Genomic DNA, 26,762 nt, shown 5'->3' with positions numbered 1-26,762 from the left:
TACTGTAGGGGTAACCGTAGCGGCGGGGAAGGGCGGATTCAACGGTGAGTCAACAGCTCGACCCCGAGCCCGACGCGGGCTCGCTGACCGCAGACCGAGACGGCGGTGTCCTGCGGCTGACGCTGAACCGGCCGCCGCGGCGCAACTCGTTGAGCCAGTCCATGATTGAGGCGTTCGTCGCCGCGTTGACCGAGGCCGCCACCGACGACTCGCTGCGCGCGATCTACATTCGCGGCGCCGGCGACGACTTCTGCGCCGGCGCGGACTGGGTCGCCACCAACGACGCCGGTCAACCCCGTCCGCGTGCCGGACACCTCGTCCGCCGTATCCCCCACGCCGCGCACCGCGTGATCGAGCTGATCCACACTGTCCAGCTGCCGGTGGTCTGTGCTGTGCGCGGCTGGGCCGTCGGCCTCGGGTGCAATCTGGCGCTGGCCTCCGATTTCACGGTGGCCGCCTCCGACGCCGTGTTCTGGGAGCCGTTTGTGGCGCGGGGCTTCAGTCCGGACTCGGGTTCCACGTGGTTGCTGCCCAGGCTGGTTGGGTTGACGCGGGCCAAACAAATGCTGCTGCTGGGCGAAAAGATCAGTGGGACCGACGCGGCGGACTGGGGCTTGATCCATCGTGCCGTCAGCGCCTCAGACCTCGATGACGCCGCCGGAGAACTGCTCAGCCGGCTGGCCTCCGGCCCCACCGTGGCGATCGGGCTGGCCAAGCAGGCCATTCACTATGGCCAGCATGTGACGTTGAGCCAAGGTATGACACAGGAACTCCAGGGTCTCGAACTGGCATGCCGGACTACAGATTTCAAAGAAGGCTTGGCGGCGTTTCGGGAACGCCGCCCGCCGAAATTTCACGGCCGGTGACGGCGCGCCGACGCGAAGGGAACAGCATGCCGTACGACACCATCAAATATGAGGTCGACGGGCCCAAGGCCACGATCACCTTGAATCGCCCGGACGCTCTCAATGCACTGAGTCCGCACATGATCACCGAGTTGCGGGCCGCATACCAGGAAGCCGAAAACGACGACAACATCTGGCTGCTCATAGTGACCGGAAGGGGCCGGGCGTTCTGCACCGGTGCCGACGTCAAGGCGATCCCCGGTGATGGCAAGGTGGTCAACGAACGGCCGTACCTGTCCACCTACGACCAGTGGGAAGCGCCGCAGGAGGGCACGCCGCCGTTTCGCACGATGGCCAAACCGGTGCTCGCCGCTATCAACGGTCTGTGCTGTGGAGCCGGGCTCGATTGGGTCACCACTTGTGACATCGTGATCGCATCGGACAAAGCGACGTTCTTCGATCCGCACGTCAGCATCGGGCTGGTGGCCGGCCGCGAGGTGGTGCGGGTGGCCCGGGTACTGCCGCGCTCGATCGCGCTGCGGATGGCGTTGATGGGCAAGCACGAGCGGATGAGCGCGCAACGCGCCTACGACCTCGGAATGATCAGCGAGGTCGTCGAGCACGACCGCCTGTTGGAGCGCGCCCACGAGATTGCCGACACCGTGAACTCCAACGCGCCGTTGGCCGTCCGGGGTACCCGATTGGCGATCCTCAAGGGTCTGGATCTGCCGCTGCACGAAGCCGAGATGCTGGCCGAATCATTCCGGGAGCGCAACCTGCATACCGCGGATTCCCTGGAGGGCCCTAAGGCGTTCGTCGAAAAGCGGTCTCCGGAATGGCAGTGCCGATGAGCTTTGACACCATCCTGCTCGAGGTGGATCCCCTCGACCGGCTTGCCACCATCACGTTGAACCGCCCCGGCCAACTCAACGCGTTCAACCGCACCATGTGTCAAGAGATGGCCCAGGCCTGGCGGATCGTCAAGGCGGACGACTCGGTCAACGCGGTGGTGCTCCGCGCAGCCGGTGAACGTGCGTTCAGCGCCGGCCTCGACATCAAATCGCCGTACGGGCAGCCAGACAACATCTGGAATCACGAGGACCCCGGCGAAGCGCTCAGCCCGAAGTGGCAGAAGCTGTGGAAGCCCGTGGTATGCGCCGTGCAGGGGATGTGCACCGCGGGCGCGTTCTACTTCGTCAACGAATCCGATGTGGTCATCTGCTCGGACGACGCGACGTTTTTCGACTCCCACGTCTCCGCAGGTTTGGTGAGCGCGCTGGAGCCCATCGGCCTGATGCGTCGCATCGGTCTGAGTGAGACGCTGCGAATCGCGCTGTTGGGCAACGACGAACGCGTCAGCGCCGACACCGCGCTGCGGATCGGCTTGGTGTCTGAGGTGGTGTCACGTGACCGGCTGTGGGGGCGGGCACACGAGATCGCCGCGACGATCGCGGCCAAACCACCGTCGGCGACTCAGGGCACTGTCAAAGCGATCTGGGAATCGCTGGACAAACCATACCGCGCGGCCATGGAGCAAAATCTCATCTACACGCGACTGGGCAACCCGATCGGGACAGCACAGTTGGCGGCGCACGCGGAGCGAACAACCGTGGAGCCGAGAATTCGGTGACGCCTCACCCGCTTAGTCAGCGCATTGCCGACGTCCTGGCTCTGCGGCCCGATGCACCGGCTCTGGAACATGAGGGCCGCTGGATGTCGTGGGGCCAGCTCGCTGACATCACCGGCAAAGTCCGTTCCCTCGCCGGGAGCCGACAGGTCGGACTCCTGCTGCGCAACAAGCCCTCCCACGTCGCGGCGCTGTTGGGCGTCCTGCTGGGCGGCGGCACCGTCGTGGTCATCAACCCTTCCCGTGGCGATGAGCGCACGGTCGCCGACATCGACCAACTGCGGCTTCCACTGATCGTCGGCGAATCCGACGACTTGCCTGTTTTGGCGCCTGGCACATCGATGGTCTCGCTTTTCGATCTCGTGAGCGCGCCGACGATGCCGACGGTAGCTGACCGTGGTGACGACGCTGATCTACGGCCCGGCGTTGCGGTGCGCATGTTGACCAGCGGAACAACCGGGCCGCCCAAGCGAGTTGATCTGACCTACGACATGCTGGCGCACAGCGTGATGGGCCCGGAGTTCGACCGGTCCCCGTCGCCGACGGGCTTGCGGCACGGCGTCGCGATCGTCAACTCGCCGCTGGTCCACATCGGCGGAGTCTTCCGCATACTGCAGTGTGTCGCCGAGGCGCGGCCTTTCGTGCTGCTGGAGCGATTCGAGCTCGACCGCTGGGCAGACGCGGTGCGCAAGCACAAGCCGCGGGCGGTGTCGCTGGTGCCCGCAGCGTTGCGTATGGTCCTGCATTCCGACCTGACGCGCGAGGACCTGCAGAGTATCCGCGCAGTCACGTCCGGCACTGCGCCGCTGTCGGCCGACGACGCCGAGGCGTTCACCGCCAAGTACGGAATTCCCGTGCTGACATCTTATGCGGCAACCGAATTCGGGGGCGGCGTTGCGGGCTGGACATTGGCCGACCATCAGCAGTACTGGGTTGACAAACGCGGCAGCGTGGGGCGCGCCAGCCTGGGTGCGCAATTGCGGGTGGTCGACGGCGACGGCGCACCACTCGGCCCGGACCAGGTTGGGCTGCTCGAGGTCAAACCGGGACAGCGTGGGCCATCAGCCGAGTGGATGCGCACCACGGATTTGGCCCGCATCGATGCCGACGGGTTCTTATGGATCGTCGGCCGCGTCGATCAGGCCATCATCCGCGGCGGCTTCAAGGTCATGCCGGACGACGTCCGCATCGCTTTGGAGAGCCACCCCTGCGTTGCGGGAGCTGCGGTGGTCGGGCGGCGCGACGAGCGCCTCGGCGAAACACCCGTCGCGATGGTCGAACTGCGGCAAGCGTGTACCGCGGACGCCGATACGCTCGCGGACTATCTTCGGAACCGGCTGGCGCGCTACGAGGTTCCTGCTGAGATCGCCATTGTCCGTGAAATTCCGAGGACCCCGTCGGGTAAGCCGGATCTGGGCGCGATCCGTCACTTCTTCGGCGAAGCCGTGCCTGCTACGCAGGGTGACCATGGCGGGTGACTCGGCTACGGTCGCGACAGTCATACGTTCCCAGGCGGCATCCTGGGCAGACCACCCACTGTTGATTTGCGACGACGAACGGATCAGCTACGGCGAGGCCGAGCGGTGCTCGGCACTGCTGGCTCGCGGGCTGGTCGCGCTTGGTGCCGGCAAAGGCACCCATGTCGGCCTGCTCTATCCCAATGGTCCGGCATTCCTCGTCGGGATGCTGGCCGCAGCGCGGCTCGGCGCCGTGGTTGTCCCGTTCTCCACCCTCGCCACCGCCGGCGAACTGCGCCAACAACTGGTCGACAGCGACGTCGAGATCCTGCTCGCCGCCGCGTCCTACCGCTCCCACGACTACACGCAGCGCCTTGCCGACGTGGTGTCGGATGCCGACATCGATTCCGGCGAACGCCTATTCAGCATCCACGCCCCAGTGTTGCGTCAGGTGATCATCGACGTCGACCGCGTCCACCGGCTCGCCGAGACCGTTGACGAGCCGCTATTGAGCGCGCTCGAAGATGATGTCGACGGGTCGGATCCGCTGGCCATCATCTACACATCGGGCACGACGAGCACACCTAAGGGCGTGGTGCACACCCATGCCGCACTACTGCACCATCAGCGGAACCTCAACGTCATCCGGGGCTTGACGGCCAGCGACACGCTGTTCTGCAATTCCCCGTTCTTCTGGATCGGCGGATTCGCATTCGCGTTGCTTGCCAGCCTGGTCGCCGGATCGACGCTGCTGTGCTCCAACGCTTCTGAGCCCGCCGCGACGCTGGATTTGCTGGAGGCCCAACAACCGACCGTCACCAACGGTTTCGCCGCCGCAGTCTCCGGCCTGGCGCAGCACCCGAGCTTCAGTCGCCGGAACCTGACATCGATGCGGCGCGGCAATTTGTATCCGATCATGGCGGCGGATGCGCGACCGGCCGATCCAGAATTGCGCCACAACATGCTCGGCCTGACCGAAGCCGGCAGCGTCGTATTGATCAGCGACGACGAAACCGACCAGCCCGAACATCGTCGTGGTTCGTTCGGCAAAGCGGCCCCCGGCTTCGAAATCAGGATCGTCGATCCCGCCAGCGGCGCCCTAGTCGAAGACGGCGAACTCGGTGAACTGTGTATCCGCGGCGGCTATCTGATGCAGCGGTACTACAAGCGCAGCCGCGAAGAATCGTTCGGCGTCGATGGCTGGTTTCACACCGGTGATCTGGTTGCCGCCGACCGTGACGGGTTCGTGTACTTCGTGCGGCGCCGCGATTCGACGATCAAGACCGCCGGCGCCAACGTCTCACCCGCGGAGGTGGAGAAGGCCATCACCAAAGTCACCGGGGGTGCGGTGGCCCATGTTTTCGGCATCCCCGATCTCGAGCGCGGGCAGGCGGTGGCCGCGGTGGTCGCGCTGGAGACCGGCGCGCAGTTCGACGAAACCGCGGTCCGGCGGCGACTGAAGGCTGAACTCTCTGCGTACAAGATTCCGACTAGGTTTGCCGTCCTGCAGCACGCCGACGTCCCGCTGCTGTCCAGCGGCAAGGTCGACATGCAGCAACTGAAGACGATGTTCGATGTCTGACACCACCATCGACCACGTGGTGCGCGTGCACGCCGCGCAACACGGTGCCAAGCCGATGGTGATCGACTCCAACTACCGGCTCACCTATCACGAACTCGATGCCACCACACGCGAGTTGGCGGCGGCGTTCATCGAAGCCGGTGTGGGGAAAGGGAGCCGCGTCGGGTTGATCATGCCCAACAGTGTCGGTTGGGTGCGGATCGCCATTGCACTGACACGGATCGGCGTCGTGCTGGTTCCGCTGAGCACGCTGTTGAAGCCGCCGGAATTGACGGCCCAGCTGCGGGTCGCGTCGGTGCAGTTCCTGATCAGCGTCGAGGAATTTCGTGGGCATCGGTACCTTGATGGCTTGTCGGACGCCAAACTTCCGGCACTGTGCCAGGTTTGGCGTACCGATCTACTGCCTCACGCCGCCGGGTCCGCCGGACGCATCGTCGACGCGTTGGCCGAGACAGTCGCACCCAGCGACCCGATGGTCATCATGTTCACCTCCGGCAGCAGCGGGCCGCCGAAAGGGGTGGTGCACTCGCACGGCAGTGCGCTGGGCGCTGTGCAGGCCGGCCTCGCCAGTCGCTGCATCGACTCGAACACCCGGTTATATCTGCCAATGCCGTTCTTCTGGGTTGGTGGATTCGGCAGTGGTGTGCTGTCGGTGTTGCTGGCCGGTGCGACCTTGGTGACCGAAGAAATCCCCCACCCGGAGACCACGCTGCGGCTGTTGGCGCGTGAGCAAGTCACGTTGTTTCGCGGCTGGCCTGATCAGGCTGAAGCGCTGGCGCGCCACGCCGGCACCGCCGACCTGTCAGCTCTGCGCCCGGGCAGCCTGGAGGCACTACTCCCGCCCGAGCAGCGCAGCGAGCCGGGGGCGCGTGCCAACCTGTTCGGCATGACCGAGGCTTTCGGCCCGTATTGCGGCTATCCCGCTGACACCGATATGCCCGAATCCGCTTGGGGCAGCTGCGGTAGGCCATTCCCTGGGATGGAGGTACGGATCACCGATCCGGATACCGGTGAACCTGTCGCGTCGGGAACCGTCGGCATGATTGAGATCCGGGGGCCCCACACGCTGCGGGGCATCTGCCGGCGCAGCCGAGAGGAGGTGTTCACCGTCGACGGCTTCTACCCCACCGGCGACCTCGGCCGCCTCGACGGAGACGGTTTCCTGTTCTATCACGGCAGATTCGACGACATGTTCAAGGTCAGCGGCGCCACCGTTTACCCCAGCGAGGTGGAGGCGGCGCTGCGGACCATCGACGGTGTCGCTAATGCCTTTGTCACCAACGTGGTTGGCGTTGCCGGCGATCTGGTGGGCGCCGCGGTGGTGTGCGACTCGCCAACGACTGCCGAACAATTGCAGGGCTCCGCGCGCAGCCTGCTCAGCTCATTCAAAGTGCCGACGGCGTGGCTGCTGGTCGAATCTGACGACGACATACCGCGCGGGCCTACTGGCAAAGCCGATGTCGGTCGGCTGCGGGAGATGCTGGCAGCCCAAGCCCCCTCGGCTACCACAAGTCACACCGTCGGTAGTGCGCCGAGGCCTACATGACATCGAAGAGGACCGGCAGCGATGTCGGTGAGCGGAATACCTGTCCGCGGATATGCGGATCGTCGCCGTCGGGGTCCAGACGCAGGTTGGGCAGCCGGTCGAGCAGCAGATTGATCGCCGTCCGCATCTCCATGCGGGCCAAATGCATGCCAAGACAGACGTGTACACCGTGACCCCAACCCAGGTGGCTTTTTGCCTGGCGGGAGATGTCGAATTGATCGGGCTCGGGATAGCGGTCTTCCTGACGGTTGGCCGCCCCCAGCATCGGCATGACCGACGAGCCGGCCGGGATGGGCACTCCGCCAAGTTCGGTGTCGCGGGTGGCGACCCGCGTGATCGTCAATAATGGGGGCTCCCACCGCACGCCCTCTTCGATGGTCTGCGGCAGCAGGGACCGATCGGCGCGGATCGCGTCCAGCTGGGCAGGATCGGACAACAACGCAAGTAGCAGGTTTCCCAGGGCCCGGTACGTCGTCTCGACGCCGGCGGGCAGCAGCAGCCGACAGAACGAGTAGATTTCCTCGTCTTCGAGCTTCTGTCCGTCGATTTCGGCCTGGGCGAGGCCGCTGATCAGATCATCCGTCGGCTCGGCGCGGCGGGCGGCAAGGATCGGGGCGAAGTAGTCGCACAGCGCCGCTGACGCGGCAAGGCCCCGTTCTGGATTCAGGATCCAGCTCAGCAGCGAAATCGACCATCGCTGAAACTGCGGGTAATCCTCTTCGGGTAGGCCCAACAGGCCCGCAATGATCTGACTCGGATAGTCGAAGGTGAATTCCTTGACCAGATCGGCCTTGCCGCTGTCCGCGAACTTATCGATCAGACTATTGGCGACGCGTCCGATGAGCTCATCTTCCCAACGGGCCATTGCCTTTTGGGAGAACGCCTTCGATACCAACGAGCGCAGCCGGCCGTGCACGGGCTCGTCCATGCCGAGCATCACCCGTTCGCCGAGGACCGGCCCGAAAGCGGCGATGACGCCTGACGACGAGAACGTTTCGTTGTCGCGCAGCAGCTGTTGGGCTTCCTCGTACCGGTACACGATGAAGACTGGCTTGGATTCCTCATGCGGCATCCCGGAGGTGTCCAGGCGCTGAACCGGCTCCTCGCGGCGCAGCCGCGCAAGCTCCGTATAGGGATCGCGTACGTCACCGGAGACCGCGGCATCGAAGGCGCCGAAGTCGTCGAGGTCGTCGAAAAGCTGTTCCATTGCTGCTCCTAAGAGGTCGGGGTCGCGCAGGCTCCTTCGCCGGGCGGTGGTGGCTGGACTTCTGGCCTGCCGTTCGGTTGCCCGCTCATCCATGTCGACCAGATGCCGACCGAGTATGGCTCCGTCGCGCCATTCTTCTCGTAATAGCCTTGCGGGTCATACACTTTGGCCTCTGGATACGGCCATGGGCAGGCAACGGAGGCCGCTGCTCCACTGGCCTTGATGACGGCGAACCATGCGCCGTAGGCGAAGTAGGCCACGTTGATGATGGCGAGCATCACCAGGAATGTGCCGAGGACCGGCCGAGTGGGCAGAACCTTTACTCTCGCGGCAAGCTTCTCGGCCACCGACTTTCCGGTGTCGTCGCGATAACACAGGATCGCTGCCGGGACCATCACGAAAGTGACCGCAAACGACTCCCAGATCAGCGGGAACTGGAAGGTCGTGCCGGTGAACACCGATCCCCACGGAATCACCTGCGAGTAGATGTACATGCCGGTGTGCACCAGCTGTATCTCCAGCCACGCGTCGAAGATGAAGCCAATCACCAGAACCAACAGTCCAAGGCTGATCAGCGGGTGTCGTGACACGAAAGCTGCAGGCCCGTATTTTGCCTGCAGTTTGCGCAGAATCCAGATCCCCGGGAAATAGGGCCCGAAATAAAAGGTCACGTAACCGAACACGAGGAATGGCTCGACGGTCGGCGAAAGCGACACCAGCGGCCACGATTCCGGCCAGTGGATGAGGTCGGGGTTGTAGACCGCGAACGGCGCCCAGTTCATGATCGGGTCCTGCCACACGATCAACGTGGTGCACAGGAACATCAGCATGGCCGGGCTGCCGGGATTGCGGCGCCAGCCGACGATAAAGACGACGACCAGCACGACCAACATCACAACCGTGGAGATCTGTAGGAAAGCGATGTAGTCCAAGGCGAAGATGAACTTCACTGGGCGTGGCCGACCTTGCACATTCGGGTTGGCGACGCGCGGATCGAGGCTGGTGCGGCAGACGGCGACGAAGAACAACACGAACGCCGCCAGCGCGAAGCCGGAAAGCCAACGGCCCCAGTTGGGTTTGTCGCTGCCGCGCTGAGTTGGCAGCTTCTTTTCGGCGACGGAGGACGTGGACTCTTCTGTGGTCATCGCATCAATCTTCCGCGCCGAAGCGATCGACCAGCTGCGAGTTGACGCCGTCGGGCTCAAGGGTGCGCGCCACCAAGTAGCCGGCGCCCATCCAGGCTCGACGGGTCCACTTGCCGAACGAAACTCGCGTACCCGGTGCGCCTGAGGCTGCGGGCATCATCTTCACCCGTTCCAGCGCTTCCTTGACTCCGCGCGGACTCAGCGGGTGCGCATCTGTGAACGCCCGGACCAAGGTTGCCGCGACGTCGTGGTTGACTACCGATACGCAGTACTCGGGGCGACTGCCGTTGTACTTCTTGGCGTACCGGTCCAGCCAGGCTTGGCCGATTCGGTTGTTCTCGTCGTACTGGTCGACTCCGATCCAGCCCATGAACGCATTCCACATGATCGGGTTGACCCAGGCGTTTTGGAACGCGGTGGTGGTGAACCGCGGCGGGTCCCAGCCGACCGCCTCGAGCGCGGGGTTGATGAAGACAATCCCGAAACCGAATCCGAGGTGCACAATTGCCTGAGCTTTGGCCTCGTGCAGGCTCAGCACGGCGTCGTTGATATCCTGCGCCGTCTGCGCAATGGTCACCTCCGCCACAATGCGAATACCCTTGCGAGCACACGCACTTCGTAGATTCTTCAAATATGACTCGCCGATCAGGCTCTGCTCGACCAGCACACCGATTTCGGTTAACCCTCGCTTGGCGACCAGATCAACAAGGAAGATCGGTTCGTCGGTCATCGATCCCTGCGGGAAGGAGAACGTCCACTCGCCAAGCCAGTCGTCGGTTCCGGTGACACTGATCGCCGGCACCTTGAACCGCTCTTCGATGGCCTCGCGCACGGGCACACAGTTGTCGGTGATGTTCGGACCGAACACCACCAGGCAGCCTTCGTCTACGAGGTCCCCGTACGCGTCGATCACCGCCTTCACCGATCCCTTGGGCAAGCCCTCCACTTCGCGGTAGATCATCTGCACCGGTCGGTCCATCAAGCCCTGTTCAACCGCCTCCTCGAAGACGAGGTCGAAGCACTGTGTGAACGAGGCCAACAGTTCCTCCGGGAAGCCGGGAGGGAGCGTGAAGTCCATCAGATATCCGACCTTGATCGGCTCAGCACTGCTTTCGTAGGACATGCGGCCTCCACGGGACGGATTGAACGCAGTTATTCTGACGACCTAATATTTGTTCAGACATTAGCGACGGCTGGGTGTACCCGTCAATCACCTGTTCGGGCCGAAGCACCCAGATATAGCTCGATCATTTCATTGAGCGCGCGACTTACCGACGCCTCATCGGTCAGCGGACCTGCGATCGCCGCGTTAGCCGCCTCCACCATGGTCAAGCCCTCAGTGATCAGCCGGCCCGCCGCAATGAGAACCCGGGTCGACGCGACCTCGCGCAGCCCGCCGGTCTCCAGCCGCCGGATTGCCTGCCCCAGGCGAACCAGTTCGGCGGCTGTGACGCCGTTCACGCCGGCTTCATGGGCGACGATCGCCTCCTCGACTTCGGGGCTGGGGAAGCCGAACTCGATGGCGGTCATGCGTTGGCGGGTGGAGTCTTTAAGATCCTTCAACACACTCTGGTAGCCGGGGTTGTACGACACCACCAGGCCGAAACCTGGTGCGGCATCCAGCGTCACGCCCAGGCGTTCGATGGGGAGCTGGCGTCGGTAATCGGCCAACGGATGTAGTACGACGGTCGTGTCCTGACGCGCTTCCACCACCTCGTCGAGGTAGCAGATCGCGCCTTCGCGCACAGCGCGGGTCAGTGGCCCGTCAACCCACACCGTCTCGTCACCGCGCAAAAGGTATCTACCGACGAGGTCCGCGGTGGTGAGGTCGTCGTGGCAGGCGACGGTAATCAGCGGACGGCCGAGGTCGTGGGCCATCGCTTCGACGAACCGGGTCTTGCCGCAGCCGGTCGGACCTTTCAGAACTATCGACAGGCCTTGTCGATACGCGGCCTTGAAGACGGCTTCCTCGTTGCCTACCGGCTTGTAGTACGGACGCGGCGCTTCGCCCTGCGCCACCGTGCCGTTGTAGGCCGTGAGCCCGGACTCGTTAACCATTGTCAAAACCCCTCGCGGTCAACGGTCCTCGCCTGGCCGGTGGACAACTCATGGCTTCCCTTCCATCGCCCGCTGCGTTGCGCTGCGTTCGAGCCTAGCCTGGAACAGATGTTTGTTTCAAGCCGTGGGCGGGGCGGGTCATGACACACGCCGGCGAACCTCCGCGGAGTGCAAAGCCGAGCGAAACAGCGGCCCGATCACGCCGGTGAGCTGGTCAGGCCGGCCGATGCTGGCATGTGCGGCGCTGCCGAAAACGGTGCGCAGCGACGCCACGTCCGTGCTTGCGCCGACGGTCAAGCACACACACCCGGTCCCACGGCGGCGAGCCTCCGTCAACGCGCGGCGGGCGTCGGCGGCGCCGTAGGCCCGCTCATAGCCGTGGTCATAGGCCAGTCCGTCGGAGAGCACCACCAACAACCGTCGAGAGGTTCCGCCGCGGGCCTCCAGCACTGCCGACCCGTGCCGGATCGCGGCGCCCAGGCGCGAGTAGGCGCCCGGCTCCAGGCTGTTCAACCTCCTGAAGACCCGGGTGTCGAGATGGTCGTTGAATCGCTTCAACGGGACCATGTGCACCGCGCCACGGCCCTGCGAATAGTAGGCATACAGTGACACCCGGTCACCCAGATCATGCAGTGCGACAGTGAGATTGGCAGCCGCAGTGCGCTGCTGCTGGTGCACGGTTCGGCCGATAGTGCCGGCTTCGGCCGTCGAGCCCGACACGTCGAGCAGGAGCAGGACCGACAGGTCCCGCCGTCGACGCAGGCTATCCAGGTAGACCGCCTCATCGGGCACCGAACCGGCCAGGATCTCCACCCGTGCCTCCACGGCGGCGTCGATGTCGATGTCGTCGCCCTGTGATTGGCGGTGGCGGCGATGAAGGCCCATCCCCAGGCGCGCGAGGGGCCGTCGCAGCCCGATGGTTTCCTCGACGGCCGCAGCAGCAGACGCCTTCACGCGCGGCGGGGTCTCGTGCACCGTGCACCAGTCGGGTCGATAACTCTTGCGATTGACGTCCCATTCCGGGTATTTCACGCCGTCGGACGCCACATCGGCGACGTCCTCGGCAGGCACGGACGCGGTTGACGCTACGGCGTAGGCGCCGCGGTTGGCCGAGTTGGTGCGGTGGGTCGGAGTGTCGGCGCCCGGCGGCCCGCCACCACTGCCGCCAGAACGACGCGCCGAAGACAGCAACTTCTTCAACCATTTGCCGATGAAGCCGCCTCCGCCGACGGGACTGGTGAAGAATTCGGGATCGTCGGCGTTCATGACCTCGCCGTCGTCGAGCTCCTCGAGTTCCTGTGCTGTGTTGTCGCGCCGAGGTACGTGTTCCGGGCTGTCGTGGTCGACCTGATTGCCGGCCCGTTTGACCGCGGACAACACCTTCTTGGGCCGGATGACGCCGAAGCTTGCCGGCGTCTCATCGAGTGCGGTCCGGCCCGATGCAATGGCCAATGACGTGGTTGCCGAATCACTGTGGCATGCGCGGTCAGGGTCGACCAGCGCGACCAACGGACTCGGGAGCAGATCGGCGTTGGCCGCCAGGGCGCGATGCCCTTCGATGGCCAGGTAGCGCGACGCCAAGCGAGGCCGAGACAGCGAACGCACGATCTCGGGGTCGAGACTGCCGGCCGCGATCAATGATGCGTGCACGGCCACCGACTCCACCTTCGTGCGGATGGTGGCAGTGGGGTCGATGAAAATGGTTTGACCGTCGGTCCACGCGGGCTCACCTGACTTGAGCGGCGCCACCGCGACCGGCCGGCCCGCAAGTGCCGAGCCCAGGATGCCCAGTACCTGCAGACGGTCGCTCTCAGCGTCGTCGCCCACGCAGCCACCTCCGCGCTTCGGTCTAGTTGACCAAATATCTGTTCCACCGTAAAGTCGCACCGGACTGGAGTCAATTGGACGTCCGCGAGCCAACGAAACAGAAGAAATCGCACAATGATTGATTTCACCGAGCAAGTGGCTGTGGTCACCGGCGCCGGCCGTGGCCTCGGTCGGTTGTACGCACTCGACCTGGCGCGTCGCGGTGCGGCGGTGGTGGTCAACGACCTCGGCGGAAGCATGCGGGGCGACGGCGCCGATGCCAGCGTGGCCGATGCGGTGGTCCGTGAGATCACGCAGGCCGGCGGAAACGCGGTCGCCTCCTACGATTCGGTCGATGCGGCCGAGGGCGCAAAGGCGATCGTCGATGCTGCCGTCGAAACGTTCGGCAGACTCGACGCCGTGGTCAGCAACGCAGGGATCTTCGGAAGCGTGCCATTCGAAGATCTCTCGCTCGACGACTGGAACCGGATGCTGCGCGTACATCTCGATGGCGGCTTCTACCTTTCGCAACCCGCCTATCGCGTGATGAAAGCCAACGGTGGCGGAAGGTTCGTGTTCATCTCCTCATCGGCGGGGATCTTCGGCCAGCCCATGGAAGCCCATTACGCCGCGGCCAAGGCCGGGCTGGTCGGTTTGACGAATGTGATCGCGATCGAAGGGGAGGCCCATGGCGTCCTTGCTAATTCCGTTATGCCGACCGGCTTCTCGCGCATGGTCACCGAGACCGTCGGCGACGAGAAGTTCCACCGCGAGTCCGGCTTCATGCGCGCGATTCGTCCCGAGCTCGTGGTGCCGCTGGTGACCTTCCTGGCCAGCAAGGCCTGCACGTTCACCCATCGCAACTACTCCGCCTGCGCCGGACGCTACGCACGGGTATTCGTCGGGCTCAGCGACGGGTGGTTGGCCGACGCCGACAGCGCACCGACTGCGGAGGATATCGAGGCGCACCTCGACCAGATGTCATCCACCGAGACGTTCGTCGTGCCCGCCTCGATCGTCGACGAGGTGCTCGACGTGTGCGACAAACGGGGCATCAGCGCCATGCCCGATAACGCGGACGTCGCCTTTCCCGAACCAGAGCGGCGCTCATGAACGTCAACGAGGTGCTCACCTGCACCAGGTCCGCCCGTAGGTCACTCGATCTGCATGCAACCGTCGACATCGACGAGATCTGGGGGTGCCTGCGAATGCGCCTGCAGGCGCCCAACGGTTCGAACCAGCAGTCGTGGCGGTGGCTGATTGTCACCGATCCGGCATTGCGGCAAAAGATTGCCGCCCTCTACCGCGATGCATATCTGAGCAAGGTGGGTGGGCAGTTCGTCGCCGGCTTCATGCCGCCGCGCACCCCGGAAGGCCGGCTGATGACCTCCACCGAGTGGCTGGTCGAACACCTGTCGGAGGTTCCGGCGTTGGTCATCCCCTGCTACGAGCCCAGTATGCCGCGGACCGCCGGCGACGAATCATTCTATCAGGCAACACTTTACGGGTCGATTTTTCCGGCCGTGTGGAACTTTCAGCTTGCGTTGCACACGTATGGTTACGGAACATGCATCACCACATTGCATCTGAACCGTGAGGACGCGGTGCGCGACTTGTTGGGCGTCCCCGAGTCCTACGTGCAGGGATGTTTGCTACCCGTCGCTCGCCTTGGGGCCCGCAGCAACGTGAGGCCGGCCCCAAGGCGACCACTTGCCGAGGTCGTCGCGATCAATGGATGGGAAGGCCGCGGCGCCGGTTTGGGACCGGCGTAAGTCATCGGGCATGGGAGCGTCGCGACATGGATCGAAACTTCGTCTTTGCGGCCGTCGCCGACGAGCGGCGTCGACTCGCTGACTTGGTCGACTGCCTGGACGATGCTGCGCTCTCGACACCGAGCCTGTGCGCGGGCTGGAACGTCAAGACGGTGGCGGCGCATCTGGTCAGTGTGTTGGCCGACAGCTTTTGGACGTTTCAGTACACCGCCCTTCGCCGCGGCGGGTTGCACCGGGCGATTGACGAGCTGGCCTGGCGTCGTGCCGCCGCACCGGCCGCCGAGCTCGCGGCGACCCTGCGCGAACGAGCCGACCATCAGCTCAGTCCGCCGGTCACCGGTCCCGTATCCGGACTGACCGATGTGCTGGTTCACGGCGGGGACATCCGAATCCCGCTGGGCGTGGAGTTCGACCCAAACCGTCAGCGGGTGGCGCTCGCACTGGATTTCGTGACCGGGCCTCGGCAGTTGGGATTCATCCCCCGACGGCGGCTACGGGGAATTCGCCTGCACGCCACAGATATCGACCGCACCTGGGGCGACGGCGCAAAGATCTGCGGTCCCGCGGTGGCATTGCTGTTGGCGGCAACCGGCCGCGACGTCGTCCTACCCCAACTCGAGGGGCCTGGCGTGGCCGTGCTTCGGCAACGGCTCACCACGAAAAAGTAATGCCCTGGACTATCCCCCAGGTCCGTTGGGCCACTTCAGCAGCGAGCCGGCGTCGACACGGATCTGTTGCCCGGTGATGTAGCGACTTTCGTTGCTGGCGAGGAAGACCCCAAGATTGGCCATGTCCTCTGGTTCGACGTACGGGATGGGCATGGCCTGAAAGATAGTGAACAGTGGTTCGGCGTCCGCACGGGTGGCCTGCTTGCCCTCGGCGGTGAGGTCGGGCCGGAACATGCTGTACATGCCGTCGTTCTGCAATAGGTGCGTGTTGCAGTTAGTCGGATGAATCGCATTGACCCGGATCATCCGGGGGGCCAGATGCAGACTCATCTCCTCGACGTACTCCATCACGATGCGCTTACTCCACCCGTAGCCCGCACCGCCAGGTCCCATGTTCGGGTTGTCCGTGGTGCCGCGGATCATGCCCGCGGTCGAACCCGTGACGATGATCGACGAGCCATCGGCCAGATGCGGAATAGTGACGGCGACGGTGTTCATCACGCCGAGTAAGTCGACGTCGGATGCGTCGACAAACTGCATCGGATCGGGCTTGCCCATCGCCATCGGCAGGATGCCGGCGTTGGCGACGACGATGTCGATTCGGCCCAGGTCGGCAAGCCCGGCCTCAACCGCGTCGCGCAACTCATGGCGTTCCCGCACGTCCCCGATCCTGGCAATGACCCGGCGTCCGAGTTCCTTGACCGACCGCTCCGTTTCAGCGAGGTCGTCGGGGGTCGCCAGCGGATAGGGATTCGACTCGATCTGACGACAGATGTCGACGGCGATGATGTCAGCACCCTCTTTGGCCATGGCAAGGGCGTGGGCACGTCCCTGGCCGCGCGCCGCGCCGGTAATGAAAGCGACCTTGCCTACTAACTTTCCGGGCATTCGTCCTCCGCTGATCGTTGACGCGTGGCCGGCGCCACGCGCGAATCATCACCGAACCTATGAGATGGATCCGGTTAAAACAATAGTTCGCGGCACAAAGATTTGGTACCACATCGCGGGGAGTTTATCCCCTATCAGCGAGCAGGGTGGTTCGGGCCGTTCGTGCCGTCGACGACACCGTGCTCGATGAGATGGTCGATCAACGGAGCCGCGCCGGCGGCCAGGTGCTCCGACATGGCTTTCCGGGCAGCGCCATCGTCGTGTGTTTCGAGCGCGGCCAACACCCGGCGATGGTCTTTGATCGACTGATCGGGCCAGCCGGCGATGGCAGGGAACACCGATTCCGGTGCGTAGCGGGTGATTTGCGACATCAATTGGGCAAGTTTCGGCGAGTCGGCGGCAACGTTGATCGCACGGTGAAAGTCGTGATTGAGCCGCACGGTCAGCTCGTCATCGCCGCCGGCATAGGCAACTTCCAGCTGGGCCTGGATTTCCTTGAGCTCGCGCAGTTGGTCGTCGTCGATATTGAGCGCGGCCCGCGCGGCAAGCTCGCCGCCGACATGTGCCTGAACATTGGCGACGTCGGCGAGATCTCGTCCCGTCACCGGCAAGACCACGAAGCCGCGGCGCGGCTGCTGGGCCAACAGCCCTTCGGCGCGCAGTTCGAACAATGCCTCACGAACAGGAGTCACGCTGATGCCCAATTCCGCGGCCAGCTGATCCAGCCGCACGTACTCTCCCGCAGAGTAGGTGCCGTCGAAGATTCGCTTACGCACATAGCGCGCAACGTCTTCCGACAGCTGCGGCCGTACAGCGAAATCCGGGGCGTTCACGGTCAAATCCGATAGTCGGCAAGCAGCCGCCTGCTGATGATCTGCTTCTGGATCTCGCTGGTTCCCTCGCCGATGAGCAAAAACGGCGCATCGCGCATCAGTCGCTCGATTTCGTATTCCTTGGAGTAGCCGTAACCGCCGTGGATGCGGAAGCTCTGTTGGGTGACCTCCGAGCAGTATTCGCTGGCAAGGTACTTCGCCATGCCAGCCGCAACATCGTTACGCTCACCGGAGTCTTTGAGTCGCGCGGCGTTGACCATCATCAGATGGGCAGCTTCGACCTTGGTTGCCATTTCGGCGATTTGGAATGCAATGGCCTGGTGCTCTGCGATCGGCTTGCCGAATGTGTGTCGCTGCTGGGCGTAGCGCACTGCGAGTTCGAAGGCCCGCACAGCGACCCCGCAGGCCCGCGCCGAGACATTGACGCGCCCGACCTCGATGCCGTCCATCATCTGATAGAAGCCCTGCCCCGGTACGCCACCCAGTACGTCGTCGGCACCGGCCACGTACCCGTCGAAGATCAGCTCGGTGGTGTCAATGCCTTTGTAGCCCAACTTGTCGATCTTGCCCGGTATCACCAGTCCCGGTGCGACCTCGCCGAACCCGACCGGCTTCTCGATGAGGAAGGCCGTCAGGTTGCGGTGCGGCGACTCTGCTCCCTCATCGGTGCGCACCAACGCCGCCACCAAAGTGGAACTGCCGCCGTTGGTGAGCCACATCTTCTGGCCGTCGATGGTGTAGGTGCCGTCGGGATTGCGTGCCGCGCGGGTGCGGATCGCCGCGACGTCAGAGCCCAACTCCGGCTCGGACATTGAGAACGCACCCCGGACTTCGCCCGTTGACATTCTCGGCAGCAGTCGTTGCTTCTGAGCTTCGGTGCCGTGTTGGCGCAACATGTAGGCGACGATGAAGTGGGTGTTGAGCACACCGGAGATGCTCATCCAACCGCGCGCCAACTCCTCCACGCACAGCGCATAAGTCAGCAGTGACTCCCCCAGTCCGCCGTACTCGGCGGGGATCATCATGCCGAACAGGCCCATGTCACGCATCTGGTCGACGATGGCCTGCGGGTAGGTGTCCGTTCGTTCGAACTCAGGCGCGTTGGGAATGACTTCCTTCTCGACGAACTGCCGGACGGTGGCGATGATCTCGGTCTGAAAGTCGTTAAGGCCAACCGTCTGGGCAAGTCTGGTCATGCAACTCTCCTCTGATTAGCAGGCGATCGTTTTCGCGGTGGCCAGCCGCTCGACTTCGGCGGTGTTCAAGCCCAATCGGCTGGTGAGAACGTCTACGGTATCGACGCCGAGTGCGGGGGCCGGCCCGCTCGCCGGGTGGGTGCCGTCGACGGCCATCGGCATGCCCGGTGCAAGATAGTCACCCAGCCCGTCTTGCCGCAGCCGGGAAAACAGCGGGTTGTCCGTCACCCGTTGGTCTTCGGCAACCTGTGCGAAGCTCCGGTAGCGCTCGAACAAGACCGTGGTGGCCGACAATGCTGCGGTGATCTCGTCGGCGGTGTGCTCGCTGAACCAGGTTGCGAACAAGCCGCTCAGCACGTCTCGGTAGCGGTAGCGGTCGCCCTCGGTGCTGAAGTCGGCACCGAGGGCCTCGGCAAGCGCAGACATCGCGGCGCCGGTGCCGGTGACCTCGACCAGGTCGCGGAAGTGCCGCTTGGTCAACGTGACAACCATGAATGCGGCGCCGTCGCGGCTGGTGAAGTCCTGACCGTACTGACCGTAGATGGCATTGCCCACTCGTGGACGTTGGGTGCCGTTGACTTGCGGCTCGGTCAACAAGCCCAGGTTGCCGGCGGTCGCAAGTGCGACATCTTCCAGTGCGAGAGTGACTTTGGCGCCCTCACCGGAATGGTCGCGACGGCGCAACGCGGCAGTCACTGCCAGTGCGGCGTACAACCCGCAGCACACATCCCAGGCCGGCAGCACATGGTTGATCGGACCGCCGTGTTCAGCCGGGCCGGTGACAAGGGGGTAGCCCGTCGCCGCGTTGACCGTGTAATCCACGGCAGTAGAACCGTCGCCGCGGCCGAGTAACTGGACGTGGATGATGTCGGAGCGCAGCGCCGCCAACCGCTCGTAGGACAGCCACGACAGGCCCGCGGCGTTGGTCACCACGACGCCGTCCCCTTCGACGATCAGCCGCTGGATCAACTCCTGTCCGTCGGATGAGCGCAAATCGATAGTGACGGACCGCTTGCCTCTGTTCAGTCCGGTCCAGTAGATCGAGGTGCCACTGGCTGCCAACGGCCAGCGGTTGACGTCGGAAGCGCCGCCAATTGGGTCGACTCGAATCACTTGTGCGCCCAGTTGATTCAGTGTCATACCGCACAACGGAGCGGCGACGAAGCTCGACACCTCGACGACGGTGACATCGTCTAGCGGCATATTCACGACGAAACCCGTTCGAACACCGCGGCCAGTCCCTGGCCGCCACCGATGCACATGGTTTCCAGGCCGTAGCGCGCCTGACGTCGTTGCAGTTCGCGCGCCAGCGTGGCCAGCATCCTGCCGCCGGTCGCGCCGACCGGGTGGCCGAGCGAGATCCCCGATCCGTGCACGTTGGTGCGCTCCCGATCCGATGCGGTGAATCCCCACTCCTGCATCACCGCGAGCGCTTGGGCCGCGAACGCCTCGTTGAGCTCGATGAGCTCGATGTCGCTGAATTGCAGCCCCGCTTTGGCCAGTGCAACCTCGGTGGCGGGCACCGGACCGATACCCATGACGTTGGGCGCCACGGCCGCAGCCCCCCACGACACCAGCCGGACCAGCGGCGTGAGCCCCAGCTCGGCAGCCTTCTGTGGAGTGGTCACCACGCACATCGACGCCGCGTCGTTTTGTCCGCTGGAGTTCCCGGCGGTCACCGTCGCGTCCGGATCATCTGCCAGCAGAACCGGTTTGAGCTTGCTCAGCGACGTGACCGACGTGTCGGCACGCGGATGTTCGTCGGTGTCGATGAGTTCCTCACCCTGGCGCGTGCGCACCGCGACCGGGATGATTTCCTCGGCCAGGATGCCGTCCTTCTGCGCGGCCAACGCTCGCCGGTGTGAGGTCACCGCGAGTTCGTCTTGCTCGGCGCGGGAAATGCTGTATTGCCGGCGCAAGTTCTCGGCGGTCTCCAACATGCCGCCGGGCACTGGGTGGTGACGGCCGCCGGCGGTCGTCCGCCCGCGAGCGAGCCCGTCATGCACCCGCACACCGCCGCGGGCGCCGCCCCAGCGCATGTCGGTGGAGTAGAACACCACATTGCTCATGCTCTCTGCGCCACCGGCGATTACGAGATCGTTGTCACCGCTGGCGACTTGCAGGCATGCCTGGATGACCGCTTGCAGCCCTGAGCCGCAGCGGCGGTCGACCTGCATGCCCGGCACCGTCACCGGCAGCCCGGCGTCGAGTGCCACCACCCGCCCGATCGCCGGTGCCTCGCTACTGGGATAGCAGTGCCCAAGGATGACGTCGTTGACGGCTTCGACTGGGATACCGGTTCGCTCCAGCAGCCCTGTCAGCGCGGCGACACCGAGGTCGACGGCGGTCAGCGATGTGAACATGCCGCCGTAGCGGCCGATCGGTGTCCGGACGGGGTCACAAATCACCGCTTCTCTCGGCGTGGTCACATGAATCGCCCGCCGGTTACGTCCAGCACGGTGCCTGTCATGTACGACGACAGGTCGGATGCCAAAAACAGCGCGACGTTGGCGACTTCGGCCGGCTCACCGGCGCGGCCCATCGGGACTTCAGATACCTTTGCATCCCAAATACGTTGCGGCATCGCTTCGGTCATCGCAGAGCGGATCAAACCGGGCGCAATCGCGTTTACCCGCACACCGAGGTGGGCGAGTTCCTTGGCGGCGGCCTTGGTCATTCCCACGATTCCGGCCTTGGCCGCCGAGTAGTTCGTCTGCCCGACCATCCCGACCTTGCCCGACAGCGACGACATATTCACGATCGCGCCGCGCTTGTTCTCTCGCATGATCGCCGCGGCCTTCCGGACGCCGTTCCAGGTTCCCTTCAGATGCACTGCGATGACTTGGTCGAACTGTTCCTCGGCCATCTTGCGCATCGTCGCATCGCGGGTGATCCCGGCGTTGTTGACCATGATGTCCAAGCCGCCGAACCGGTCGACGGCGGCGGCGAGCAGCGTGTCGACGTCGGCTGCGAGCGTGACATCGCAGCGCACCGCGAGCGCGACATCATCGCCGCCGAGCTGCTGGGCCGCCGCCTGCGTTGCCTCGAGGTTCACGTCGCCAAGCACGATGCGCGCACCCTCGGCGGCGAACCGCTCGGCGATCGCGAATCCCAGTCCCTGGGCACCACCGGTAACGATCGCGGTTTGACCGGTCAGCAATGACACCTGATCACCATCCTCTGCGTGCTCGACCCTGACATCTTCGCACATCATATTTCATATATGATCGCCATGGTTTGGGCGTCTGCCGTCGCCCAGAAGGGAGTGCGGACTTCATGGCCGCTGCCGCCGTCGACGACGACGATTTTCAGCAGATCCTTGCGCAGACTCGCCAATTCGTCCGCACCGCCGTCATCCCGCGCGAGCAGGACATCCTGACTACGGACCGGGTGCCCGACGACCTGCGCGAGCAGACCAAGAAGATGGGGCTGTTCGGATATGCCATCCCGCAGGAGTGGGGTGGACTCGGTTTGGACCTCGCCCAGGACGTCGAACTGGCGATGGAGTTGGGCTATACCTCGCTGGCGCTGCGCTCGATGTTCGGCACCAACAACGGCATCGCCGGCCAGGTCTTGGTCGGCTTTGGCACCGACGAGCAGAAGTCGCGCTGGCTGGCCGCGATGGCCTCCGGCGACGTCGTCGCCTCGTTCGCGCTGACCGAGGCCGGCGCCGGGTCCAACCCGGCCGGACTGCGCACCAAAGCCGTTCGCGAGGACGATGATTGGGTGATCTCCGGCGAGAAACGCTTCATCACCAATGCACCAGTGGCCGATCTGTTCGTGGTGTTCGCCCGCACCCGGGCCGCGGACGACGCGGGTCCGGGAATCGCAGTGTTCTTGGTTCCCGCGGATGCCGCGGGCGTCGAGGTCGGCGCCAAGGACGCGAAGATGGGCCAGGAAGGGGCGTGGACGTCCGACGTCCGCTTCACCGACGTCCGGGTACCCAGCGACGCGCTGGTCGGCGGTAGTGAGGATGTCGGCTACCGGGCGGCCATGACCTCATTGGCGCGCGGCCGGATCCACATCGCCGCGCTGGCGGTGGGAGCCGCGCAGCGGGCACTGGATGAATCGGTGACCTATGCGGCCACCGCCACCCAGGGCGGCACCCCGATCGGCAATTTTCAACTGGTGCAAGCGATGCTGGCCGACCAGCAGACCGGGGTGATGGCCGGGCGCGCGATGGTCCGTGAGGCTGCCCGGCTGTGGATCACCGACCAGGACCGCCGGATCGCACCGTCGGCGGCAAAGCTGTTCTGCACCGAAATGGCCGGCAAGGTTGCGGATTTAGCGGTGCAAGTCCACGGCGGCAGTGGCTACATGCGCGAAGTTCCGGTGGAACGGATCTACCGCGACGTTCGGCTGCTGCGACTCTATGAGGGGACCAGCGAGATTCAACGGCTGATCGTTGGGTCGAATCTGGTCAGGGCGGCATCGAAAGGACAACGAACATGAGCCGTCGGCTGACGGGCAAGGTGGCCTTCATTACCGGAGCGGCGCGGGGCCAAGGTCGCGCGCACGCCGTCCGGATGGCCCGCGAGGGCGCCGACATCATCGCCGTCGATGTCGCGGGCAAGCTGCCGTCGTGTGTGCCCTACGATTCGGCCACTCCGGAAGATCTCGCCGAAACGGTGCGCCTGGTGGAAGCCGTTGACCGGCGAATCATTGCCTCCAGCATCGACATTCGTGACTTCGACGGACTGCGCGAGGCAGTCCGCGACGGCGTGATGACGTTGGGACGACTGGATATCATCGTCGCCAACGCCGGTATTTCGGCCCCGCAGGCCTGGAACGACATCACCCCCGAATCGTTTCGGGATGTCATGGACGTCAACGTCACCGGCACCTGGAACACAGTGATGGCGGGCGCGCAATCGATTATTGACGGTGGCCGCGGTGGGTCGATCATCTTGATCAGTTCCGCGGCCGGGATGAAGATACAGCCGTTCATGGTGCACTACACGGCCAGCAAGCATGCCGTGACCGGGATGGCCCGCGCGTTCGCCGCCGAGCTGGGCAAGCATTCGATCCGGGTCAACAGCGTACATCCGGGACCGGTGAACACCCCGATGGGCAGCGGCGACATGGTCGCCGCGATCGCCAGTACCGCCGAAACCAATCCACAGCTGACCAATATGTTGACCCCGTTCCTGCCGAGTTGGGTGGCCGAGCCGGAAGACATTGCCGACGCGGTGTGCTGGCTGGCCAGCGATGAGTCACGCAACGTGACGGCAGCTCAGATCGCCGTCGACCAGGGCTCTACGCAGTACTGACCCCCACCACCCCTTCGGCGAACGTGCGTGTTTGTACGCCGACACGCCGGCAACGCCGGCATTCTGTGCACGCTCGCGCTGAAGGACGGTAAAGGTCCTAGCCGCCGATCAGGTCCAGCGTGCCGAGATCGCGGATCGCCTGGCAGCCGCGGCTCAGCATGGTCAGTACCATCTCGTCGCCGCGGTCGGTGGCCGTGGCGAACGCGAAGCCCAATGCGGAGATCAGCAGGGCTTGCGGCATGCCGAGTCGGTAGTCGCGCCAGCATGTTTCGCGGTCATAACCGGTGACGCCGTGACCGGTGAGCGTTCGATGGTATGCGTCAACAAGGTCTGTTTCGATCGCCGAACGTAGTTCGGGCTTGAGGCTGGTGGCGGTGAAGTAGGCCAGATCTCGCGCCGGGAGGCCGACGCCCAGTGTCTGCCAATCGACCACCGTGATGGTTTCGGCGTCGTAGTTGAACAGCATGTTGTCGAGTCGGTAGTCGCCGTGCAGCAGGGAGAAGCGGTGTTGTTCAGCGAGCAGCCAGGGCGTCACCAAACCCATGGTGGTTATGAAGGTTTCCCGGTCGGCCATGCTCATCCGGTCGCCGAGCTTGTCCAGCGTGATCTCAGCGCTCATCCGCGCGACTTCGCCCAGGCCGTTGGCCGAGGCTTCGTCGGGCCGGGCGAACGCAATGCCGGGGAAATCCAGCCAGACCGGATCACACCAGCTGGGGCCGTGCAGACCGGCCAACGCTCTGACGGCAAGCCGTGCTTCCTGCTCCTCACAGCCGGCGATTTGGTCACCCTGTACCGCCGGCGCCTGGTCGGCGAGCAGCAGCGCATACTCCATCGCGTCCTCGGTGATCGCGCAGTAGAAGCACTGCGGTACCGGCACCTCGACCCGGTCAGCCACCCCGGCGTAGAACGCGCATTCGCTGCGGTAGCCGATCGTCACCCGATCACGCACGGTGTCGTCCTGGGCGGGCAGTTTGATCACAAAGGTGGCCGGCAAACCGTCCGGATTGGCCGTGTAGCCGGCGGCCACCCGGTATGTCGCCCCGGTTTGCCCGGTGCCGATCGCCGTGACCTCGACCGTGGACACTGCGACGGCCGAGCCGCGATCGCTGAGGACTCCCGAGAGCCATTCGCGGGTGACGTCGGCCGGGTAACGCGGCATCGGTGCGCGTTCAGCCGCAAACTCTGGCAATGTGCCTCCCAACGACGGCGGTAACCGGACGATCCCGTCCGACTGACCTGCCAACTGTAAGCCATACGGCATCGGATGCGACCACGCTGCCGGACCTGCATCCGAGGCACATCGTTGCGCCGATCGCCCACCTACCAAAGAACCAAAACTTTGTCTGGCATCCGCTCCACGTTGCCATAATGGTGCGAAAGCGGGCGGGTACCGAACAAGCGGGGTATGGGTGTGAAGCGGCTCAACGGCATGGACGCAATGCTCCTTTACAGCGAAACGCCGAACCTACACACGCATACCTTGAAGGTCGCCGTTGTGAATACCGCGGACTACGGCGGCAAGTTCAGCTTCGAGCTAGTCCGTGAGACGCTGCGCAGCCGATTGCATCGCCTGGAACCGTTGCGCTACAAGCTGGTTGACATTCCGGGGCGGCTACATCATCCGATGTGGCTGGAAAATTGTGACGTCGACATCGACTATCACCTGCGACGGGTGGCAGTGCCCAGCCCGGGCGGTCGCCGCGAACTCGACCGCGTCGTCGGTGAGATCGCCAGCGCTCCGCTGGACCGCCGCCGTCCGTTGTGGGAGTTCCACTTCGCGGAGGGCATGGCCGATCACCGAATCGCTCTGATCGGAAAGATTCATCATGCCTTGGCGGACGGGGTGGCATCGGCGAATTTGCTCGCCCAAACGATGGATCTGGAAGGGCCCGTTGAGGACAAGCGCAATAGATACGATGTCTGTCTGCCGCCGTCAAAGCTGGAGCTTCTGCGGGCGGCTGCCCGCGACCATGTACAGCAAGCAGCCGAACTGCCGGCACTGATCAAGGACGCGTTTTCCGGCTTTCGGCGAGTGCGCCGTCGTTCACGAGAACGAGGCGAGCAAAAGGACCTGGCCAAACCGCTACAGGCGCCGCCCACCTTCGTCAATCATGTGGTGTCGCCCGCGCGCACTTTCGCCACCGGGACACTCTCGCTCGCCCAGGTGAGGGAGACCAGCAAACACCTGGGAATCACTATCAATGCCATTGTCCTGGCGATGGCAGCCGGAGCACTGCGGGAACTATTGTTGCGCTACGACGGCAGGGCCGACGACCCACTGATCGTCTCGGTGCTGGCGAGCACCGACAAATCAGTGGACCGGATAACCGGAAACGAACTGAGTGGTATGCCGGTATCGCTGCCCGTGCATATCGACGAGCCGCTGGAGCGATTGCGACTGGCGTCCTCTGCCGCCGCCATCGCCAAAGAAAATTACGAACTGCTCGGTCCGGATTTGTTCGGCCGGATGGTGACGTACCTGCCGCCCGCCGCTGCAACGCCGGCGTTCAGATGGTTGGCGAGGCGGGATGTCCGAAACAAGCTTTTCAACTTTCCGATCTCCAACGTGCCGGGACCGCGCGAACGCGGCCGCTTCGCCCGGGCTCCGGTCAGCGAGATTTATTCTGCTGGTCCGTTGCCGCCGGGCTGCGGTATCAACGTGACGGTGTGGAGCTACGTCGACCAGCTCAACATCTCGGTCATCGCCGACGACCACACCCTCGCCGATACTCATGAGGCGACGGATGCAATGATCCACGCTTTCTCCGAAATACGCAGTGCGGCCGGGCTTCCGAGCGAGCTAACCGAGGTCTGTACCGCCATGCCGCAAGTCACCGCCCTTTAGCACTCGTCGGGGCTCGG

At 64.4% G+C, this 26,762-nt stretch carries 24 protein-coding genes; 12 read left to right on the top strand and 12 right to left on the bottom strand.

Going from position 1 to position 26,762, the window contains the following annotated elements; all coding sequences use genetic code 11:
- Nucleotides 1–44: 44 nt before the first annotated feature.
- The 6 genes from AC5Y42_RS09590 to AC5Y42_RS09565 are packed head-to-tail and all read left to right on the top strand — an operon-like array spanning nt 45 to nt 7,057.
- Nucleotides 45–866, top strand: a complete 822-nt coding sequence (locus tag AC5Y42_RS09590) for an enoyl-CoA hydratase/isomerase family protein (RefSeq protein ID WP_499897670.1) — start codon at nt 45–47, stop codon at nt 864–866.
- Between the two features lie 26 nt (nt 867–892).
- Complete coding sequence (locus AC5Y42_RS09585) at nt 893–1,696, top strand: enoyl-CoA hydratase/isomerase family protein (protein ID WP_499897668.1); 804 nt, start codon at nt 893–895, stop codon at nt 1,694–1,696.
- Nucleotides 1,693–2,475: an enoyl-CoA hydratase/isomerase family protein gene (locus AC5Y42_RS09580; protein WP_499897666.1), complete on the top strand. Its 783-nt coding sequence runs from the start codon at nt 1,693–1,695 to the stop codon at nt 2,473–2,475. Before AC5Y42_RS09585 ends, AC5Y42_RS09580 begins: the two co-directional genes overlap by 4 nt.
- Nucleotides 2,472–3,950 (top strand): class I adenylate-forming enzyme family protein, encoded by a 1,479-nt coding sequence (locus AC5Y42_RS09575; RefSeq protein ID WP_499897664.1) that lies wholly within the window; start codon nt 2,472–2,474, stop codon nt 3,948–3,950. The genes AC5Y42_RS09580 and AC5Y42_RS09575 overlap by 4 nt, the downstream gene beginning before the upstream one ends.
- Nucleotides 3,940–5,511, top strand: coding sequence for a class I adenylate-forming enzyme family protein (locus tag AC5Y42_RS09570; protein WP_499897662.1), 1,572 nt, complete (start codon nt 3,940–3,942; stop codon nt 5,509–5,511). The genes AC5Y42_RS09575 and AC5Y42_RS09570 overlap by 11 nt, the downstream gene beginning before the upstream one ends.
- On the top strand, nt 5,504–7,057 hold the full coding sequence (locus tag AC5Y42_RS09565) for a class I adenylate-forming enzyme family protein (RefSeq protein WP_499897661.1): 1,554 nt from the start codon (nt 5,504–5,506) through the stop codon (nt 7,055–7,057). The genes AC5Y42_RS09570 and AC5Y42_RS09565 overlap by 8 nt, the downstream gene beginning before the upstream one ends.
- On the opposite strand, the gene AC5Y42_RS09560 is transcribed toward AC5Y42_RS09565, so the two are convergent.
- The 5 genes from AC5Y42_RS09560 to AC5Y42_RS09540 form a co-directional block, all read right to left on the bottom strand.
- Nucleotides 7,050–8,264 (bottom strand): cytochrome P450, encoded by a 1,215-nt coding sequence (locus tag AC5Y42_RS09560; protein ID WP_499897659.1) that lies wholly within the window; start codon nt 8,262–8,264, stop codon nt 7,050–7,052. The genes AC5Y42_RS09565 and AC5Y42_RS09560 overlap by 8 nt on opposite strands.
- Nucleotides 8,265–8,272: 8 nt before the next feature.
- Entirely contained in the window at nt 8,273–9,409 is a 1,137-nt protein-coding gene (locus AC5Y42_RS09555) for a spirocyclase AveC family protein (RefSeq protein ID WP_499897658.1), read from the bottom strand.
- Nucleotides 9,410–9,413: 4 nt separating this feature from the next.
- Nucleotides 9,414–10,532, bottom strand: coding sequence for an ABC transporter substrate-binding protein (locus AC5Y42_RS09550; RefSeq protein ID WP_499897656.1), 1,119 nt, complete (start codon nt 10,530–10,532; stop codon nt 9,414–9,416).
- Nucleotides 10,533–10,615: 83 nt separating this feature from the next.
- Nucleotides 10,616–11,467, bottom strand: coding sequence for a CbbQ/NirQ/NorQ/GpvN family protein (locus tag AC5Y42_RS09545; protein WP_499897654.1), 852 nt, complete (start codon nt 11,465–11,467; stop codon nt 10,616–10,618).
- A gap of 138 nt (nt 11,468–11,605) precedes the next feature.
- A complete protein-coding gene (locus AC5Y42_RS09540; RefSeq protein WP_499897653.1) occupies nt 11,606–13,294 on the bottom strand; it encodes a nitric oxide reductase activation protein NorD in 1,689 nt (562 codons plus the stop codon).
- Nucleotides 13,295–13,408: 114 nt separating this feature from the next.
- Between AC5Y42_RS09540 and AC5Y42_RS09535 the strand changes: the two genes are divergently transcribed.
- Genes AC5Y42_RS09535 through AC5Y42_RS09525 form a run of 3 tightly spaced genes read left to right on the top strand, consistent with a single transcriptional unit; the run spans nt 13,409 to nt 15,713 of the window.
- A complete protein-coding gene (locus tag AC5Y42_RS09535; RefSeq protein WP_499897652.1) occupies nt 13,409–14,386 on the top strand; it encodes an SDR family NAD(P)-dependent oxidoreductase in 978 nt (325 codons plus the stop codon).
- The gene (locus tag AC5Y42_RS09530; RefSeq protein WP_499897651.1) at nt 14,383–15,045 is read left to right on the top strand and encodes a nitroreductase family protein; all 663 of its coding nucleotides are present in this window, start codon (nt 14,383–14,385) and stop codon (nt 15,043–15,045) included. Before AC5Y42_RS09535 ends, AC5Y42_RS09530 begins: the two co-directional genes overlap by 4 nt.
- Nucleotides 15,046–15,071: 26 nt before the next feature.
- Nucleotides 15,072–15,713 (top strand): maleylpyruvate isomerase family mycothiol-dependent enzyme, encoded by a 642-nt coding sequence (locus tag AC5Y42_RS09525; protein ID WP_499897649.1) that lies wholly within the window; start codon nt 15,072–15,074, stop codon nt 15,711–15,713.
- Between the two features lie 9 nt (nt 15,714–15,722).
- Here the strand turns inward: AC5Y42_RS09525 and AC5Y42_RS09520 are convergent, their stop codons facing one another.
- The 6 genes from AC5Y42_RS09520 to fabG form a co-directional block, all read right to left on the bottom strand.
- Nucleotides 15,723–16,601 carry a mycofactocin-coupled SDR family oxidoreductase gene (locus AC5Y42_RS09520; protein ID WP_499897648.1) on the bottom strand — a complete coding sequence of 293 codons (879 nt, stop codon included), beginning with the start codon at nt 16,599–16,601 and terminating at the stop codon, nt 15,723–15,725.
- 134 nt (nt 16,602–16,735) lie between these two features.
- A complete protein-coding gene (locus AC5Y42_RS09515) occupies nt 16,736–17,434 on the bottom strand; it encodes a GntR family transcriptional regulator (protein WP_499897646.1) in 699 nt (232 codons plus the stop codon).
- Between the two features lie 2 nt (nt 17,435–17,436).
- Nucleotides 17,437–18,630, bottom strand: coding sequence for an acyl-CoA dehydrogenase family protein (locus AC5Y42_RS09510; protein ID WP_499897645.1), 1,194 nt, complete (start codon nt 18,628–18,630; stop codon nt 17,437–17,439).
- A gap of 15 nt (nt 18,631–18,645) precedes the next feature.
- The gene (locus tag AC5Y42_RS09505; protein WP_499897644.1) at nt 18,646–19,833 is read right to left on the bottom strand and encodes a CoA transferase; all 1,188 of its coding nucleotides are present in this window, start codon (nt 19,831–19,833) and stop codon (nt 18,646–18,648) included.
- Between the two features lie 2 nt (nt 19,834–19,835).
- Complete coding sequence (locus AC5Y42_RS09500; protein ID WP_499897643.1) at nt 19,836–21,059, bottom strand: acetyl-CoA C-acetyltransferase; 1,224 nt, start codon at nt 21,057–21,059, stop codon at nt 19,836–19,838.
- Nucleotides 21,056–21,841 carry a 3-oxoacyl-ACP reductase FabG gene (gene fabG / locus AC5Y42_RS09495; protein WP_499898094.1) on the bottom strand — a complete coding sequence of 262 codons (786 nt, stop codon included), beginning with the start codon at nt 21,839–21,841 and terminating at the stop codon, nt 21,056–21,058. The genes AC5Y42_RS09500 and fabG overlap by 4 nt, the downstream gene beginning before the upstream one ends.
- A gap of 65 nt (nt 21,842–21,906) precedes the next feature.
- On the opposite strand from fabG, the gene AC5Y42_RS09490 reads away from it, so the two are divergent.
- Both AC5Y42_RS09490 and AC5Y42_RS09485 read left to right on the top strand, forming a co-directional pair.
- Nucleotides 21,907–23,082: an acyl-CoA dehydrogenase family protein gene (locus tag AC5Y42_RS09490; protein WP_499897642.1), complete on the top strand. Its 1,176-nt coding sequence runs from the start codon at nt 21,907–21,909 to the stop codon at nt 23,080–23,082.
- Nucleotides 23,079–23,900, top strand: coding sequence for a mycofactocin-coupled SDR family oxidoreductase (locus tag AC5Y42_RS09485; RefSeq protein ID WP_499897641.1), 822 nt, complete (start codon nt 23,079–23,081; stop codon nt 23,898–23,900). Before AC5Y42_RS09490 ends, AC5Y42_RS09485 begins: the two co-directional genes overlap by 4 nt.
- 97 nt (nt 23,901–23,997) lie before the next feature.
- On the opposite strand, the gene AC5Y42_RS09480 is transcribed toward AC5Y42_RS09485, so the two are convergent.
- Nucleotides 23,998–25,059: a phosphotransferase family protein gene (locus AC5Y42_RS09480; protein WP_499897639.1), complete on the bottom strand. Its 1,062-nt coding sequence runs from the start codon at nt 25,057–25,059 to the stop codon at nt 23,998–24,000.
- Between the two features lie 252 nt (nt 25,060–25,311).
- On the opposite strand from AC5Y42_RS09480, the gene AC5Y42_RS09475 reads away from it, so the two are divergent.
- Nucleotides 25,312–26,745, top strand: a complete 1,434-nt coding sequence (locus tag AC5Y42_RS09475) for a WS/DGAT/MGAT family O-acyltransferase (RefSeq protein ID WP_499898093.1) — start codon at nt 25,312–25,314, stop codon at nt 26,743–26,745.
- Nucleotides 26,746–26,762: the final 17 nt, after the last annotated feature.

The sequence above is a fragment of the Mycobacterium sp. NGS48 genome, from assembly GCF_059812585.1.
This window is presented reverse-complemented; position numbering and strand designations above follow the sequence as displayed.